Annotated in this window: 17 protein-coding genes; 9 read left to right on the forward strand and 8 right to left on the reverse strand. The window is 42.9% G+C overall.

The features are described 5' to 3' along the window. Positions 1 to 61: 61 nt before the first annotated feature. On the reverse strand, positions 62 to 403 hold the full coding sequence (locus R8N49_RS00700; RefSeq protein WP_005375451.1) for an ArsR/SmtB family transcription factor: 342 nt from the start codon (positions 401 to 403) through the stop codon (positions 62 to 64). A 270-nt stretch (positions 404 to 673) separates the two neighbouring features. On the opposite strand from R8N49_RS00700, the gene R8N49_RS00705 reads away from it, so the two are divergent. Beyond that, positions 674 to 1,258, forward strand: coding sequence for an NAD(P)H-dependent oxidoreductase (locus R8N49_RS00705; protein ID WP_318189847.1), 585 nt, complete (start codon positions 674 to 676; stop codon positions 1,256 to 1,258). A 167-nt stretch (positions 1,259 to 1,425) separates the two neighbouring features. After that, positions 1,426 to 1,791, forward strand: a complete 366-nt coding sequence (locus R8N49_RS00710; protein ID WP_005375456.1) for a winged helix-turn-helix transcriptional regulator — start codon at positions 1,426 to 1,428, stop codon at positions 1,789 to 1,791. 195 nt (positions 1,792 to 1,986) lie between these two features. Here R8N49_RS00710 and R8N49_RS00715 read toward each other — a convergent pair whose 3' ends face one another. Together R8N49_RS00715 and R8N49_RS00720 are read right to left on the reverse strand one after the other, a co-directional pair. Further along, positions 1,987 to 2,670: a hypothetical protein gene (locus R8N49_RS00715; protein ID WP_054578682.1), complete on the reverse strand. Its 684-nt coding sequence runs from the start codon at positions 2,668 to 2,670 to the stop codon at positions 1,987 to 1,989. Positions 2,671 to 3,182: 512 nt separating this feature from the next. Beyond that, positions 3,183 to 3,722, reverse strand: coding sequence for a redoxin domain-containing protein (locus tag R8N49_RS00720; RefSeq protein WP_054578683.1), 540 nt, complete (start codon positions 3,720 to 3,722; stop codon positions 3,183 to 3,185). Between the two features lie 564 nt (positions 3,723 to 4,286). Between R8N49_RS00720 and R8N49_RS00725 the strand changes: the two genes are divergently transcribed. Further along, positions 4,287 to 6,044 carry an SgrR family transcriptional regulator gene (locus R8N49_RS00725; RefSeq protein WP_186585179.1) on the forward strand — a complete coding sequence of 586 codons (1,758 nt, stop codon included), beginning with the start codon at positions 4,287 to 4,289 and terminating at the stop codon, positions 6,042 to 6,044. 9 nt (positions 6,045 to 6,053) lie between these two features. On the opposite strand, the gene R8N49_RS00730 is transcribed toward R8N49_RS00725, so the two are convergent. Next, a complete protein-coding gene (locus R8N49_RS00730; protein ID WP_186585181.1) occupies positions 6,054 to 6,929 on the reverse strand; it encodes a LysR family transcriptional regulator in 876 nt (291 codons plus the stop codon). Positions 6,930 to 7,083: 154 nt separating this feature from the next. On the opposite strand from R8N49_RS00730, the gene R8N49_RS00735 reads away from it, so the two are divergent. The 3 genes from R8N49_RS00735 to R8N49_RS00745 all read left to right on the forward strand — a co-directional run bounded on the left by R8N49_RS00735 (position 7,084) and on the right by R8N49_RS00745 (position 8,996). Then, entirely contained in the window at positions 7,084 to 8,052 is a 969-nt protein-coding gene (locus tag R8N49_RS00735; protein WP_186585183.1) for an aldo/keto reductase, read from the forward strand. Positions 8,053 to 8,061: 9 nt separating this feature from the next. Beyond that, positions 8,062 to 8,448, forward strand: coding sequence for a GlcG/HbpS family heme-binding protein (locus tag R8N49_RS00740; protein WP_186585185.1), 387 nt, complete (start codon positions 8,062 to 8,064; stop codon positions 8,446 to 8,448). A 167-nt stretch (positions 8,449 to 8,615) separates the two neighbouring features. Next, positions 8,616 to 8,996, forward strand: coding sequence for a hypothetical protein (locus tag R8N49_RS00745; RefSeq protein ID WP_005375467.1), 381 nt, complete (start codon positions 8,616 to 8,618; stop codon positions 8,994 to 8,996). Positions 8,997 to 9,107: 111 nt separating this feature from the next. On the opposite strand, the gene R8N49_RS00750 is transcribed toward R8N49_RS00745, so the two are convergent. Next, the gene (locus R8N49_RS00750; RefSeq protein ID WP_318189848.1) at positions 9,108 to 9,440 is read right to left on the reverse strand and encodes a helix-turn-helix transcriptional regulator; all 333 of its coding nucleotides are present in this window, start codon (positions 9,438 to 9,440) and stop codon (positions 9,108 to 9,110) included. A gap of 141 nt (positions 9,441 to 9,581) precedes the next feature. Here R8N49_RS00750 and R8N49_RS00755 point away from each other — a divergent pair, with 141 nt between their 5' ends. The 3 genes from R8N49_RS00755 (at position 9,582) to R8N49_RS00765 (ending at position 12,348) form a co-directional block, all read left to right on the forward strand. Then, positions 9,582 to 9,893, forward strand: a complete 312-nt coding sequence (locus R8N49_RS00755; RefSeq protein ID WP_054577105.1) for a hypothetical protein — start codon at positions 9,582 to 9,584, stop codon at positions 9,891 to 9,893. 723 nt (positions 9,894 to 10,616) lie between these two features. Then, entirely contained in the window at positions 10,617 to 11,774 is a 1,158-nt protein-coding gene (locus R8N49_RS00760; RefSeq protein ID WP_005375474.1) for an amino acid permease, read from the forward strand. Positions 11,775 to 12,006: 232 nt separating this feature from the next. Next, positions 12,007 to 12,348 carry a hypothetical protein gene (locus R8N49_RS00765; RefSeq protein ID WP_080276968.1) on the forward strand — a complete coding sequence of 114 codons (342 nt, stop codon included), beginning with the start codon at positions 12,007 to 12,009 and terminating at the stop codon, positions 12,346 to 12,348. A 144-nt stretch (positions 12,349 to 12,492) separates the two neighbouring features. On the opposite strand, the gene R8N49_RS00770 is transcribed toward R8N49_RS00765, so the two are convergent. From R8N49_RS00770 to R8N49_RS00780, 3 genes are all read right to left on the reverse strand, one after another. Further along, positions 12,493 to 14,364, reverse strand: coding sequence for a methyl-accepting chemotaxis protein (locus R8N49_RS00770; RefSeq protein WP_318189849.1), 1,872 nt, complete (start codon positions 14,362 to 14,364; stop codon positions 12,493 to 12,495). Positions 14,365 to 14,800: 436 nt separating this feature from the next. Continuing rightward, a complete protein-coding gene (locus R8N49_RS00775) occupies positions 14,801 to 16,165 on the reverse strand; it encodes a YjiH family protein (RefSeq protein ID WP_005385171.1) in 1,365 nt (454 codons plus the stop codon). A gap of 455 nt (positions 16,166 to 16,620) precedes the next feature. Then, positions 16,621 to 17,292, reverse strand: coding sequence for a YoaK family protein (locus R8N49_RS00780; RefSeq protein WP_005375484.1), 672 nt, complete (start codon positions 17,290 to 17,292; stop codon positions 16,621 to 16,623). Positions 17,293 to 17,379 lie beyond the last annotated feature (87 nt).

Below are 17,379 nucleotides of genomic sequence, written 5' to 3' on the forward strand. Positions count from 1 at the left end.
CGAAAGGCGATAGTTAAAGGTATAGTTTATCTCTGCACGCCTGACCAGCGTGCAAAGGGAATTAATCAAATAACTTGGAAAAGCCTAGATTGAACTGATCAAACGCGTCGCGTTGAATGCGGTAACACACCTTAGGTGGGTTTGGCTCGGCGCTGATAAAGCCTGCTTGCTTGAGAATACGCAAGTGCTCGGAAACAGTAGATTGCGCAAGACCCAGTTCAGAAACCAAATCACTGTTCAAACAACCGCCCATGGTATCGAGCGTGTGCAGGATATGCAGAATGCGCAAACGTGCTGGATGCGACAAAGCTTTTGCTTGCGCTGCGAGAGTTTGTTCTTTCTCGAGCTGTTGTTGTGTTGTCTGAAAAACAACTTCGCACGTGTCCTTGCACTTATCACTCATTCGCTGGCCTTAATAGTTAATCGTCGAATTGCGATAAAGTGTACGCCTGCTCTGTGGAAGATGCAACAACTCGATGAAAAAATTAATCGTAAAATAACGATGAATAAAAAATTGAAAAAATATATGTTTTAAAAACAGTGATATAATAAAAAATTAAGTAGGTTACTAAAAGTTAACTAATTGCACTATATTTCTAGGTTACCATAATAAACCACATCCGACGCACAATGGTTACTGCGTCATCTTGTGAACTTATTTAAAGGTAATCCCATGAGCAACGTACTGATCATCAATGCACACGAACCATCACCATATTCAGAAGGTCGTCTAAATGCTTCTCTTGTCGACAAAGCACAGACGTTTCTGCAAGCAAAAGGCCATGAGGTTCGCGTTGTGACAATGCAAGATGAGATCAACGTAGATGAGCAACTCGCACACTTTGAGTGGGCTGATCGCGTGATCATCCAAAGCCCAATCAACTGGATGTCTGTGCCTTGGTCATTCAAAAAATACATGGACGACGTGTTTACTGCGGGTATGGGCGGCGCACTATGTGCATTCGATGGCCGTAGCGCAGAAGAACCAAAGAAAAACTATGGTACAAGCGGCACTCAAACCAACAGCAAATACATGCTGTCACTGACATTCAACGCGCCAGAAGAATCGTTTGATGATGAGAACGAATACCTATTCCAAGGTAAAGGCGTGGACGATTTGATGTTCCACATGCACGCTAACTTCCGCTTCTTTGGTATGTCAGCATTACCTACATTCGCTTGTTATGATGTGATGAAGAACGCAGATATCGAAAACGATTTTGTTCGTTTCGAAGCTCACATTAACGAAAACTTCTAATCCTTTTAGAAAGATAGTGCGAACTGAATGATGAATTGAGATGGACTGCTGTACGCGGTCCATTTTTATTTGTTTGCGGCGAGGTGACGTTTTTATTACTCTAAAGCACTAAATGTATCTAGCTTACTTTTCGTTACCTAGATTAGGTGCGTATCTTGAGGTGTATTGTGGAAAGCAGAATCAGTGTAGATAGCAAAGGTCGTAAGTCAGTGGCGAACGTATGTGCGGAGCCATGTGCTATCGAGAAAGGGATGCGTTTAATTGGTGGTAAATGGAAAGGTTCTCTGATTTATCATTTGAAAGACGGCCCAGTTCGTTTCAATGACTTAGCACGCATGCTAGGCGGTGCAAGTAAAAAGATGATCGACCAACGTCTTAAAGAGCTAGAAGCGGAAGGTATGGTGGTGCGTAAAGTGATCAGCGACCGCCCAATTGCAGTCAGCTATGAACTAACAGAGTTCGGCCGTACCGCACTTAAGATTCTTGATGATTTGCGAATTTGGTCTGAAAAGCATCAAATTGAGCTTCGTTAAGACCAAAGTAGTTAATCGCAAACGTCACTCTCTTTTGAAAGCTGATTAACAATACATCGCCGTTTATACCCAAGTAACTTAGATGTGCTTCATTCAAATCGTAATTTGTTTCGTAAAACAACGTACTCTTTCGAGTCAGGCATATCGAAGCTACTTGAGCATAATCGTACTTTTTAAGTTTTTGATTTTTAGTTATTATTTTATCATACTTAATAAGTTGTAGAATAAATCACTCACTTCAGTTGAATTTAAAAAAGCACTATTTAATTCCAGTTTCTTTTCAAAATCGGAATATTTATCGAATTCCTCTTTCTCAACTAAACCTATTGGTGAGTTGTCGTTAACGTGGCTTTCATATTTTTTGATGGTATATAATTTAGACCTTTCGTCAAAATATTGAATTATCTTAATGTTAACGTCAGGTCTCTCCGTATTATACGTGATCGTAATTTTTTCATAATCTTTATTAATCGGAGTCGTAAGCCCTGTAGGGTAGATGATTTTAAACCTATTAATGTCATTCTTCTTCGTGCTTTTATAATGTTTTGAGTATGAAAAGTTTTCAATTGCACTTTTAGTGACGATAATTGACTCACCTTTCTTTAAACCGTATTCGGTACATTCATAATCGTCGACAACCGTAGAATTTCTTTTCTTTTCAATCAGGTAGGACATAGTTGCAGATGTCCCTCCGTGTTCCAGTTTTTGTTGGTTTACAGAACAATAGAAATGACCTTTGTCCACCGTCATTGCGTTGACTTGTTCCGGATTTGAAATGGTGGGATGTATATCTTTTGCTGGATCGTTGTCGCTTCCTCCTGAACCGCATCCAACTAATCCGATACAAACGGCCATATAAAGTAAAGAGATTTTATTCATACTGTATTTCTCAATTAAGATGTGTGATTGCAAATAACGATTAATTACATTTTTATAAAGTGAAATGTTTTTTATTTTAATTGAACGGTGTTTTATTGGTAATTTAATCGTTTGCTTTTATTTTGTCTCTTACGGTATCTATGTTTTCATTTATGGTATGAATTATTAGATTTGCACAATTTTGAGTTGCAATAGGATAATAATCGCTAGCCAACTACTTGTGTAGGTACCGTTATGATTTATATATCCGTTAAGTCTAAGTTTTTAGTTTTAATTTCATGTATTTATCGTGAAAGTGACTTAGAAGTAAATAACTAACGTTGTTTGAGGGGAGCCTGGGCTTCACTGATCTTGTTTTTCATCAAGGCGTTGTATAATGAACAAGGACTCTATTTCCAACTTGTTGATACATATCAGATCTCACGGATCTGATATGTATTCCAAGTTATTCTCACTAAGGCAAGAATCCTAGCTTATTTAAGGATAGAAAGTTTACTTGGGTGTAGAAGATATTAGTAATCCAATGTGCCACGGATAGGGTAGTTATTGTTTGGATCGCGAATCCATGCCAATCCGCGTGATAGCGCGCCAAGCTCAGGGCGAACAAACGGGTTGTTTGAAATATCCACCACGTGTAAGTCGCCGTGTTCATTCACCACAAACAGACCTGGTTCTGCGAAATTATGATCGGTTTCCTGTTCAGATCGAGGAATAGATACATACAAGCCTAGCGTTTTCATTTGTTCTTCGGTCAGGCCGTAAGCGATAGGGAAGCTGATTTCGAGTTTCTCTAGATGCCCCTCTAGTTGTGCTTTTGAATCGCCAGAAACGGCAAGAATATCGACGCCAGCATCAGCGAAAGCCTGTTTGTAACTCTCAAGCTCGTTGAGGTACTTAGTACAAAGAGGGCAGTGTTTACCACGATAAACGAATACTGCTTGCCAAGTCGCATCACCTTGCGGCTGACCCAACGTTACGTTTGAACCATCTAGCAAAGTGGCTTGAAGATGAGGGAAGCTGTCGCCCGCTTTAAGTTTCACTGAAGTTGCCATATTGACTCCCGAATTGATGGTGTATATCCATGAATGCCCCTTTCTCAACAAAGCGATTGGGGGATGAGACTTCAATGTAGACTCTGTTTTGCGGTGTTTCAACTAGTTAACTTTTAGTAACCTGCAATAAGGTATTAGAGTGCAAAAGATGAAAAAGCAGAACTTAAGATACAACGAAGTGGGGGTGTAGTATCAGGAGCTAAGTTCTGCTTGAGGTTAGGCTATGACCACTGGAACATATCGTTAAGATAAACCAGAGTCATCACTTCTATTTTATTACTCGATTGAGCTAGGCGTTGCTGAAAAAAGTACGCCATCATTGGCTTCTTCATTTTTTCCTCCTTTAGCTGACGAGTAAATTATGTGTATAAAAGGGGATATAAAAAAGAGAGTGCTTTTGTTGGCTTTTTTCCTAATAACGTAAATATATGGGGCTTTAAAGCCGAATTTGGAGGTTAATTGTGGAAAAGGGGAACAGATAATTAGGAAGTTTTCTTATTTTATTACCGCCAACTTAAGTAAACTATTCCTATCCACAAACTTCACAGATCTAAGGTTGATTCAGTGTCTGATCTCAATTTGTTTCGCTATTACCAACGATTACTCTCGTTTAGCGTTGGTGATGAAACAAAAACCACGTTACAGGACATTGCCGACATCATGTTCACTTCTTCTCGGCATGCTCGTAGCCTGCTAACGCAGATGCAGCAGAAGGCGTGGTTGAGCTGGCACCCGAAAGCTGGGCGGAACCAACGATCGACTCTTATTCTGAATATGGAGTTAGACGTTTTAAAAGAGAGCTTGGCTCTTGAACGTATCAAGTTAGGCAAGTATGAAAAAGCACTGGCGATATTAGATGAAGACGAAATGGCATTTGGCCGTTTGTTAAAAACAACGTCTGGTGCTTCTGTGCAAGAAGGACAGCTCAATATTCAATTAACCTATAAGCGAATGTTTGAGCGCGTCGTTCCACATCAACTTCAGCGTAGCAGCGAACGTTTCTTATTAAGGCAAATCTATTGTTGCTTAGTTTCGAGTGATCACAATGGGAAAGTGCAACCAGAACTCGCACATCACTGGCGTTATGACGAAGACACCTACGAATGGACTTTCTACCTTCGTCCAGGTCTGACTTTTCATAATGGTAATTCCATTGATGCAGAAACAGTGGTTAGCTTGTTTGCAAAGTTGAGTTCACTACAGTATTACGAAAAAGAGTTGGCACATGTTGCTAACATTACTGCGCCAACGCCATTGAAAGTTGTTTTTAAGCTTAATCGAGCTGACTTGGGCTTTGCTGGACTTATTTCTGGAGTGAAATACGGCATTCAACCAGTAAGCCAAGTTAACGTAGCGAATAACAAGCTGGTGGTCGGAAGTGGCCCATTCTCTGTTGTCGAGCACAATGAAAGTCGTTTAAAACTGCAAGCATTTAATGGTTACTATGCATGTAGAGTTCTAACGGATTTGGTGACTATCTGGATTGTTAATGACGAGCAAATGGAGAACCCGTCATTGGCAGCAAATACGTTGCAAAGGGATGCTTCGCCCGAGGAGGATTTGTGTGGACACTATATGTCGACGCAAAACCGAGAAAACTCATCGGCGAGCAAGCGTAGTCGAATAGAAGATGGTTGCTTATTCGCCTTATTTAATCAGCACGCTAAGCACAAACTCTCTTTAGCGCAGCGCCGTTATATTAGTGAGCTAATTCAACCTGAGCACTTGGCCGAAGTGATGCGCCGCGAGAATATTGTATTTGGGAGTATACCCGCTTATAACCTGCTACCAGGTTGGAAGCCAGTGCTCCGTCCGTTTAGTGAGCCGCTTAAGTTACCTAAACACATTACGATAGCAGGATATAACTATACCGCGTTGCGTCGCTGTGCGCGGGCTATTTCTAATCGTTTGGCGAGTGTTGGCAGTAAAGTAGAAATTGTTATGTATTCCTATCGTGAGCTGAACGAGAAAGCTAAGAATGGTGAGCTAAATGAGACGATGGTCGTGACGAACATAAACCTAGATGATAATCGTCATGCCTCAGCGTTCACGAACTTCTTCAGCAACGCTGTGCTATTCCACACTTTGGGAGAAAAGAACGCACAATGGTTGGATGAACAACTACAGAGAGTCAGATCTTTCGTTCCACTTGAGGACTACCTTAATGCATTGGAGCCAATTGCATCGACGTTGATCAGCGAATACTGGATTGCACCCATGTTCCACCATACACAAACTTTGCGTTTCCAAGGTGTTTTAGAAGACGTCGCTCTTACTAACTGGGGTTGGCCAGATATTCGCTCGGTGTGGTCAGCGGATTAACTACTTTAGTTATTGAGCAAAGTGCTGCTTCACAAATTCAATGAAGGCTCTGGTTTTCGCCGATTGATAGATAAGTTGTGGGTACACCAAGTAAACCGCGTTGTGCTGGTGGTCGGTTTCTTCCGATAGAACCTGCACTAGACGGCAGTGCTCAACGTCTTGTTCGACAAAGTAACTTGCTAACCGAGCAATGCCATTGCCAGACAGGGCTGATTCTTTGAGTAAGCGGTTTTCATTGCTTGAAAGCCAACCTTGGGTTTGAACTGTTCCCGTTTTTAACGGCCACTCTTTTTGATGCAATGTGGTTAAGCATTGATGCTCTTGTAAATCATCTAATGTCTCCGGCGTACCTTCTTCTTGCAGATACTGAGGAGAGGCAACCAGCCAGTGGTGGTAGTCCAAAAGGTGATGAGCAATCATATTCTCTGGCGGCGTTCTTGTCGCTCGAAACGCAAAATCAACGCTGGTTTCTGTCAGATTAAACGCTTGATAGCTAGAAAGGATCTCGAACTCTACGTTTGGATGTAAAGCGCGAAACGCTACGCACAAATCATGCAGCACCGCTTCAGCAAACATCTTGGGAGCGGTAAGACGAATCAGACCGTCTATTTGTTCAGATCGCTGACTTAAACTCTTTTCCATTTCCATTACGCGGCGTTTGAGATCTTCCGCTTGTGCAAAGATCGATTCACCTTCTGCCGTCAATCTCACGCTGCGTGTGGTTCGAACAATCAAAGGCGTTGCGAGTTCCGATTCCAAGCGCTTGATTTGTTCCGACAGGTAACTTTTAGAAATGCCAAGTTGCTCCGCTGCCCTAGAAAAGTTAAGTGTTTGAGCCACTTCAGCAAACAGCATCAGTTTTTCGATTCTCTTATAATCTGCCATCTTGATTGCTCGTCTTTATTGTTCGCTTTAATTGTTCGGTAGCGAGGATAATGAATTCGATTTTACGGTATTAAACTAATTTTTACGAACGGTAAGATGGTTAGAGTTAACTTAAGAAATTGAAGATGCAGAAATCGGAAAAGTGAGAATAACGATGAACAATCCAACACTACCGCTCGCCAAAACCTTACCTAACGTTAGCCGCTTGGTCTTCGGCTGTATGGGACTTGGAGGGGAGTGGAATCGCAACCCATTAACCGCCCAAGATGAAAACCAAGCTTATGCCGCTGTCGAGGCTGCATTAGAGGTTGGCATCAATCTCTTTGATCATGCGGATATCTACAAATTCGGTAAGGCAGAAGAAGTGTTTGGGTGCATCTTAGCCAATGACTCAACCTTACGAGCGCGAATTTATCTGCAATCCAAGTGCGGCATCCGTCTAGGAGATGAGCAAGGTGTTAAGCAGTATGACTTCTCTGCCAAATGGGTGACGGCTTCTGTTGAGGGCATTCTTGAGCGCCTTGGCGTGGAAAACCTTGATGTTTTGATGCTGCATCGTCCTGATCCTCTGGTTGAATTTGAAGAACTGGGCACAGCGCTCCAAGCACTGAAACAAGCTGGCAAAGTTAACCACTTCGGTGTTTCTAACATGAACAGTGCTCAAATTGATCTTCTTCAACAAGCAACGGGCGAAATTGTTGTGGCGAACCAGTTGGAAATGAGTCTGGCTAAGTCTGACTTCATCAAGCAAGGTATGGGGCTTCCTTCGTCCGCATCTGACTACGTTGCGGGAACACTGGAACATGCCCGTAGGCACAATATCCAACTGCAAGCGTGGGGCAGTATGGCGCAAGGAAGATTCTCAGAGCGTGGCTTACATTCTGATGATCACAACACCAGACAGACGGCGGAGATGGTAATGGCGCTAGCAGCTGAATATGGCGTGTCGTCTGAGGCGATTGTTTTAGCCTTCCTGACGCGTCATCCAAACCAAATTCAGCCTGTTATTGGTACTGCAAACCCACAGCGTATTCGCGCTTGTGCTCAAGTAGAGAACGTCACGCTATCACGTAGCCATTGGTATGGCTTGTTCGAGAAAACCCTTGGTCATGAGATCCCGTAGGAGAGAAAAATGAAATACGTACAAGTTCAAACTCTGATTCAAACGGCATTGGAAATTGCGACTGCTCGCAAGCAGAACATTGCGGTTGCCGTGGTTGATACACATGGAGAATTGCTCGGTTTTGCCCGAATGGATGATGTGAGTGTGCAAGCAGGTTTGTTGGCACATAACAAAGCTTACACCTCGGCTAGAGACTGTCAGCCTAGCGGCAATCTGGGTGCTTGGGCTCGTGAGACGGGTAAGCAGTTGAGTTATTGGACTGACCCGAAGATCACAGGCTTTATGGGTGGTGTACCTGTAGAACAAGAGGGGAAAGTCGTCGGTGCAATTGGTATCAGTGGTTTGGCTGAGCAAGATGATGAAGCACTTGCGATGGAAGTATTAAACGCGCGTTGAGTATAATGTTTATCAGTAGGTGTGATGCTTTGTCCAGCTTTGTACTCACTGTAGGGACTCAAGTTCACAGGCTTCGTCGAGTCACAATGCTATCTAATAGCCTGAAGTAAGCAGAAGTTGAAATCGCGAACTATGATTAATTTATTTGAAAGCTTTGAGGCCTAAATATGTTTCATAAGGTATTCGTTTCGCTATTTTTTGTTCTCCTCTCAGGCTGTGGTACGAGTGACAGCGCGTTAAAAGAGAGCGGTTATGATGAAGCTTATATCCAAGGCTTTCATGACGGTCGGCATAGTGGTATGCAAGAGGCAGGGAATGATTTTGAACACTATATTAAGGACGAAACAAGGTATCAAACCGACTCAGATTATCGGCAAGGCTGGGATGCTGGTGAGGTAGAGGGTAACAAGTTACAAAAGCAGGCAACCGCGATAGGACAAGGCATGATTGATAATTCATATGAAGAACGTGATGTCTTTGATCCTGATAAAGTGGCGAAAGATGCAATAAAAGGCGTTGATACATCGGAATTGAAAAGCCTAGAGTAACGGACTGATATAAAGAATAAAACTCGTCATTTGACGAGTTTTATTTTTGTCTAAACGATTCATGTTTCAACGCTCAACAGGGCATTCATCGTTTGGGTATGAGCAATGTCGTTAATCACCTTTCTTGTTCTTTTGTTCAAGGACTAACGATAATAGGCGAACGAGCAGGGACTGAGCTTCCGGTGAGAGCAATCTCGCCACGGCCGTTAGGTCATTTGCTGTGACATGCTGAACATCACGTACATCTAAAGCAATATCTAGGTCAGCCAAATGAAGCGAACGCAATATGGCACGATATTGTGAGAGTTTAAGATCGGACTCTCCGCGCTCGATCCTTTGATATGTTTTTACGCTCATTCCAGCGATGTTTGCCATTTGCTCACGGGAGAGGCCATTCGATTTTCGTCTTGCGATCAGTGCTTGAATTATAGGGTCTACCTGCATGTGCTCTCCTGAAAGGACAGTTTTGACCTAAACGTAGCAAGAAGTGGACCAGTTTAACCACCACATATTTACCTGCTTTGCAATCAGTATAAAAATAACTGTCTTATAAAAACGTAAATATTTTAGTCAGTTATTAACTCAATGGAAAAGTATCAATCATACAAATCAATAGAAACGAAAGCTTCTATTCGCAAAATGCAACGCATTTTAGATCATTTATTTAGTGAAATTGATCAGCAACATCGTGAGACTAAAGAGAATGTTGTGACACTGATTCAACAGTCACAACAGCGATTGATGAACTACAAAGAGCTTTACCTTCACAAAGAATCGATAAGTGAAGTAGAGCTGCGGATCGCGCATGAAAATATGAGTGAGACTGAGAAGCAGGTCGCCGATATGGGTATTCCAGTGTTAACTTATATCATTGGCGCGCTAGATAAAGCGTATTAACACAGTCGTAAAGTCGGGCGATACAAGATTTACGCAATTTCGATCAATTGATGACATCTAAAAGAAAGGATGCAAATGCTGGGGAACCACACCCAGCATTCGGACACTCATTTACCTATATTTTCGAACCGTAAATCAGTGTTTAGAGGTATGTGAACCGAACAGTGTCGGTACGCAGCGAATAATAGCGATATTGTCCGATCTAGGCTACGTCCTTGGAATCTAACACCTTCACTTAAACTGTAAATTAATCTGTACACCCAGCCAAATTGAGCCATTGAGCACGTTCTTCCTTCTCTTTAAGCGATAAAAGACTAATTAGTGACGAAAAAAACAACACATCTTAGGTAAAAGATAAGAGTTGTTAAAATATATCGCTATAAGATTGACCTTTTGCTTTTCAATCGTCCTGCTTATGCCTTACAATCTTTTCGAACCAAATCCATTCATAACGAATGGGGTTGATGAATTAAGATGAACAATTTTGCTTCGAACCCAAAGTTGCGCACATTTCATCAACGATGACATCGCCAAAAACGACTCTCAAGTGTTCATGTGCAAATGATTAACCACCTTTTGTTGCGTGTTTTCTTAGCCATACAGGGCTCTTGTAACATAGTGCTCTTGTAACCAAATTTTGACTAAGTCGGAGCGTTTTGTTGTGTGCTTTAGATAAAGCACAACTGGCGAGAAATTAACGGATTGAATTTAGAGGTATTAACCGTGAACCTAAAACTTGTCGGCAGCTCCCTGATCGTTGCAGGTACTGCTCTTGGCGCTGGTATGCTTGCTATACCAATGGTGCTTGCTCAATTTGGCCTCCTTTGGGGCACTCTTCTTATGTTGTTCATCTGGGCTGGAACGACTTATGCTGCGCTGCTCCTTCTTGAAGCCAGTTGCAAAGTAGGTGGTGGTGTGAGCATGAATGCAATTGCTCGCGAAACGCTTGGTAAAGGAGGCCAGTTGGTAACCAACAGCTTGCTTTACGCCCTGTTAGTTTGTCTATTAATGGCTTACATCATTGGTGCGGGTGATCTGGTACAAAAAGTAACAGCCTCAATTGGGCTTCCAACATCTACGATCTCAAGCCAAGTCGGTTTTACTCTTTTAGTTGGTATCATTGTTTCGGCAGGTACAGGGGTAGTAGATAAGCTGAATCGCGGTTTGTTCTTAGGCATGATCGTAGCGCTGATCCTGACACTTTTTGCGCTTGCACCAAGCGTCTCGTTTGAAGGACTTGATGAGGTTGTGAGCGACGATAAAATGGCACTTATCAAAACCAGTTCGGTGCTTTTCACCAGTTTCGGTTTTATGGTCGTGATCCCATCGCTTGTAACTTACAACAAAGAAGCGAGTAAAACACAGCTGCGTAATATGATTATCGTGGGCTCAACTATTCCGCTTGTTTGTTACCTATTATGGTTGTTAGCGGTTGTCGGCAATCTACCACCTCATGAGCTTGTTCAATACTCCAACGTAACAGAGTTGATCTCGGTACTAGGTCAGCAATACGAGGGCTTAGAGTTCATCCTATCCATGTTTACTGGTTTGGCACTGCTAACGTCGTTCTTAGGTGTTGCAATGGCGCTATATGATCAAAATGCAGACCTACTGAAAGCAAGTAAGCCAGTGATTTTTGTTACTACTTTTGTGCTACCACTATTAGGTGCTGTATTTGCGCCAGAACACTTCCTAGCTATTCTCAGCTACGCGGGGATTATTCTTGTGTTTCTCGCGGTCTTTGTCCCATTATCAATGACCATGAAAGTGCGCCGAGTGCCGGTAGAAGATGACAATATTTATGAAGCTGGTGGCGGCGCAATGGGAATGAGCATGATCTTCCTATTCGGCTGTTTCTTGCTGTTTGCCCAAGCAGTATAAAATCACGCTAGCTTATTTAAAAACTGAGCCGCTCGTAGTCAAACGGGCGGCTTTTTTGTATTCATAGCCGAACCCAGGCCACTCGAAGTCATCAGCATTTGTGATGTTTGACGTTTCTCTGATAATCACGGTTAGCGCTGACTTTTTAGTAAAACTCCTTAGCGAAAGGCTGACATGTACAGTGATTCACCCTTCTATTATATCGATGTTGATATGAATAAGAGGCTCTGTTGTGTCAAAGCAATTATCTTTTGCCATGGTTGGCGTTATGTTGTCTTTAGGTGTGTTGAGTACAGAAGCGGTGGCTGACCCGAAGCATAAGCATGGACATCGGTACGATCACCATCATGCTCATCACCACCATCATAAACACAAGCGCAAGCACAAGCATAAACACAAACATCGTGACGTTATTTATGTGGAGACCAGACGACCAAGGCGCAGTTACTATTACCATGACCGAATTCCTCGGAATAGTACCTACATAAAGATTGGAGATTTCACTTATCTAAAAGTGGACGACCGTTATTATCGCCGTTCTAATGATCGCTATATCCATGTCGAGTTCAATTAAACTTGAAAGGGCACATAGTCGGCGTTCTTGTAATGTTGAGCTTAATAGCAACAACATGGCACATGTAACATCGACCAATACTAGGGTTGAGGGTTAAAAACAAAAACAGCGAGCCGGTGCTCGCTGTTTTTGCTTAGATGAGTGTTAGACAGTAAATCTATTTAAGATTTGATCTTGTTTATGTACATCTTCTTGTTGCGCCTGCATCGCGTCGTTGGTTCGATTTGCCGATTCGGCGACTTGAGTCGATAGGTCTTTAATATTCACCGTATTGTTGTTGATCTCTTCAGCGACAAGGCTTTGCTCTTCCGCTGCTGAGGCAATTTGCAAGTTCATATCGGAAATACGCTGAATCGCGTCACGAATGCGTTGTAACGCACTATTTGCTAAACCCGCTTTTTCAACGGCCTCTATAGCACTACCTTTGCTTTGATGCATGGCATTTGCCACAGATGAAGCGCCAGATTGTAGTTGCTCAATCATAGTACGAATCTCTGTTGTCGACTCTTGAGTACGTTGTGCCAGTGTACGTACTTCATCTGCAACAACGGCGAAGCCTCGGCCAGATTCTCCCGCACGTGCAGCCTCGATTGCGGCATTCAACGCGAGTAAGTTTGTTTGGTCCGCAATATCGTTGATGACTTTTAGAATCGTTTCGATATTGGCGGTAGCAGATTCCAACACTTGTACTTCTTCGACTGCAAGGTCAATGCTATCGGAAAGCATGTTTATCGTTTGTGTCGATTCACCAACGATAGAAGACCCCTCAACCGTTGCTTGGTCGGCTTCTTTAGCTGCACTTGCCGCACCTTGCGCATTATTAGCAACCTCTGTCGCGGTGACAGACATCTCATGCATCGCGGTAGCAAGTTGTTCTAGCTCTTGCAGCTGAGTGTGAATTGCGCCTGCCGAGTCTTTTGCGCCCTCAGCGGTGATTTGAGTTCCGTTTAAAATTTGATCAGAAATACGTTTCGACTCAATGATTTGCTGTTGTAAGTTCTCCATGAACGTATTGAAGTTTGTGGCAAGCTCAGAAAACTCTTGGTCAGTATCTGTTTCGAGGCGTTGTGTAAGGTCGCCTTTCCCTGATGCTACATCTTTAATCGCATTGTTTAGCGTGTCCAAAGGACGCATGAGAGTGCGAATCAACAGAGTTAGGGCGATAATAGATGCAATCACGGCAATGATTGAATAAATAATAGCGTTGTTACGAAGCTCTCCTACGGCAGAATAGGCAACAGCTTCATCGATCACCGAACCTACGTACCAGTTCTCGCCAGGAATGTGAGTCAGGTTAACCATGTAGCGGTTGCCATCAATCTCAACATGTTGTGCTGATTGCGTAAGTTCGATTTGCGGGAGGTAGCTACCGACTTTCTCGCCGTTATACTTACTTTGAGGGTGAGCAATGGTTGTGCCATCAGCGGTGATCAGAAATAAGTAACCAGCATCAAACAGATTCACTTGGTTGACCAGATCAGAAAGGGTAGTTAATTCGAGGTCATAAAACATACCGGCTAAAAACTGGCCATTTTCTTTTACTGGCGTACCAACAGAGATGATAACGTTTCTCGAAGACGCATCGACGTACGGATCGGTTACGACCAAATCGCCTTTGCTCTTAGCTGCAATAAACCAAGGACGCTGACGTGGGTCGTAGTCTGGACCCGCATCCCAGCCGTCGTCATTTTCAATCACAAAGCCATTACTTTCATAACCAAAACCGATGGCAAGGAAGCTGCTTTTTGGCGTCGGTCTTTCAAGTATGTTTTGAACATAGCTATGTGAACTGGGATCAAGCTCAATCACTTCAGTAATGGAGCGAGCGAGATCCTTCTTTGCATTCATTTCTGATTGCACAGTGTTACCAACACTGGTCAATATCTCGTTTACACTTGAGTCGATTTGCTCCTGAGTTTGGGAGCGGATGGTCATAACTTGTTGTGTCGACAATAACGACACGGTAATTAGCAGCAAAAATGAAGAGGCTGTGACAACCTTATGTCTGAATTTCATGAGCTTTCCTCTGATTCTCCCGGTTGGTTCCACTTTGCTTTCGCCTCTTTTAAACCGAGCGAATTGGGCGTAAAGAGAAACCTATTGTGTTTGGTTATATTTTTATCGACATCTTTGTCAAAAACATGAACTCATTTGTCGTCTTTTTTAACTAAATTTAAACAAACCGACAATTTACGTTAAAACTTGTGAGTGTGATCATGTTTGCGAGCTCAATTAATGAAATCGTCATAATGAAAAGAATTGCTTAACAAACAGTGGCATTAACTGGCTTTACAGGTGAGGTGATGAAAATTTTGTTGGTGCTGACAGGTGTTTTGTTGAAGTTTTGTCTTTGTAAATTATGAGCTTTTTACTAAAAGCCTAATGTGGACGGAGTTTTAGGTATAAAAAAGGCCCCGACGATGCGGAGCCTTTGTTAATTGACGTCTCGATTTTAGAAAATAAGATGAGCAACGCCAGCAATCACAGGTAACGTGATTAACGTACGTAAAATGAAAATTACGAAGAGCTCTACAATGTTTACTGGAATTTTGCTGCCTAACAGTAGGGCACCTACTTCCGACATGTAGATAAGCTGAGTTACTGACATTGCTGCAATAACAAAACGTGTCATTTCGTTATCGATTGAGGCCGCTAAAATTGCTGGAATAAACATATCCGCAAAGCCAACAACGATTGTCTGTGATGCTGCAACAGCTTCAGGGACTTGCAGTAGCTCTAGGTATGGGATAAACGGTTGACCCAGAATTGCAAATACAGGTGTGTATTCTGCAATCACCAATGCAACGGTACCAAGACCCATCACTACAGGTAATACGCCAAATACCATGTCGACTGCGTTGTGTACGCCTTCTTTAAATACAGACTGAACCGATGTGACTTGACCAGCACGCTTAAGAGCTAGATCCATACCCCAAGAGAATGTGGTGTGGCCTTCTGGCACTGCATCTGCGTCTTTATCAGGGTTGCTGCCGTCAATGTAGCGATCTTTCTTCAGACTAAGCGGAGGCAGGCGAGGAATGACAATCGCAGCTACGATACCAGCTAGACAGATAGCGCCGTAGAAAGGCAAAAATAAGTGCTCTAGTTTTACCTGAGCGATAACAACTAAGCTAAACGTGATCGATACTGCTGAGAAAGTGGTCCCGACAACAGCCGCTTCACGCTGAGTATAGAACTTATTTTCGTATTGCTTGCTGGTTAGCAAGATACCAACACTTCCGTCGCCTAACCAAGATGCCATACAGTCAATTGCACTGCGGCCAGGTAGGTTGAATACCGGACGCATTATTTTACTGAGTAACGCACCAAATAGCTCCAGAAGACCGAAGTTCAAAAGAAGCGGAAGCAGTAAACCCGCGAAAATGAAAACGGCAAACAGAGTAGGTAGGAGACCAGTAAGAACAAGCCCGCCAGTGTTCTCTTCCCAAATTGCTTTTGGACCCACTTGGAAAAACGTCATTAACACGGCAGCGCCGCCGATTAAACGAACAACGAGCCAAAGTGGAGATGGGTTGAAGAGACCGTTTAAAAAACCATTACGTAAAATTGCAGCTGGCTTAAAAATTTTGCAAAGAACAGAAGCAACGGCCATGAAAGCGATGATACTGGTGACGATAGCAATCAAGGTATCGCCTAACACCGCTGGGATGACTTTTGCCATCACTGCAACGGGAATGGTTAGGCCGCCATCGTAAGAGATCGGAGCCATAAAGAGTAGAAGACCAATTAGGGAAGGGATGAAAAACATCCAAAAGTTGCCCTTAGGAGCTTCAGTAGCATTAGTGGTGTTATGCATAGTTGTCTCGTGTTACTACTAGTCAATACTTGCCATTTCCATGACATAAATATTCACTAAACATCCGTATTTAATCACAGTTTTGCGGAGGGTACCCGCAAACTGCATCCATTGCAATACTATTCATTAAATACATCTAGTTATTCAGCCGATTTGTCGGGTAATTGGTCAAATAACGTCTAAGTGTATGCGAATATGTTGCGTGTGTTAGAAAATTGTAGCACGAGAGGCGAATTGCGCAGTGAATTATGGGGCGCATTGTGACTGGAATAATAAAATGGTAAACAAATGTGATTTTGATCTGACTAACTTCTTAGCCAGAAATTCAGTTAGCCTTATCTATTCTAAGGTTTTTAGCAGTGTCAAAATGCCGTTCAGCGTTTCTTGTACCGTTGCAGTGTGAACCTATTGAGCCAAATCCGATTGAAGTATGTCGCTTCAATCGGATCGAAATTTTATGCTTTTTGTTGACGGCTAAGTATGTATAGGTAACTCCAGTAAATCAGAGCTGTAGAAAAAGCCAATATTGCTGGGAAAACCAGCGTATATAAACCATATACCGTAAATAGAGCCGCTCCCGCGACGCCGCCAAACAAAAAGCCAAAGAAAATGAATAGGAATAATTTTGCTTTACGTCGGTCAAATTGACGACCTCTCAAGCTCTCTCCAATCATAATCCCTAGATCGGTGATGATTCCGGTCATATGTGTGGTTCTGACTACTGCGCCGCTAAACGTGGTGATCATTGCGTTTTGTAATCCACATGCTGCTGATGCTAGATATTGGCCGTACAAATCCCCTTGCACCAAAAAGCCCAAGCTGAGTAAGAGCAAGCTTCCTTCTATGCACAGTGCAACACCATATCTTCGTCCTAGCTTTAACGCACTGCTTTCAATAAAAAAGCCGCTAAAGGCAGCGCCAATCAAAAAGCTAAATACGATGAAGAGCAGGTGAATGGAGCTATCCACACCTGTTAGCAAGCTGTTCCCTAGCTGAGTTACGGTTCCCGAAAGATGAGTTATCGCTTGGTGTTGAAAGCCGAGAAGACCAACGGCGTTGACGCAGCCCGCGAGAAGAGCTAGTAGAAACGCGCCATATTCCACCCAACGAGGAAGTCTGGAAATCACAATAAACCCCCACCAAATATTAGGAGCCGATTATAACGCTCACACCGAGTTACGAAACCCTTTACAGTAAAACTCGATTGATCATTC

The sequence above is a fragment of the Vibrio sp. 1978 genome (genome assembly GCF_033344345.1).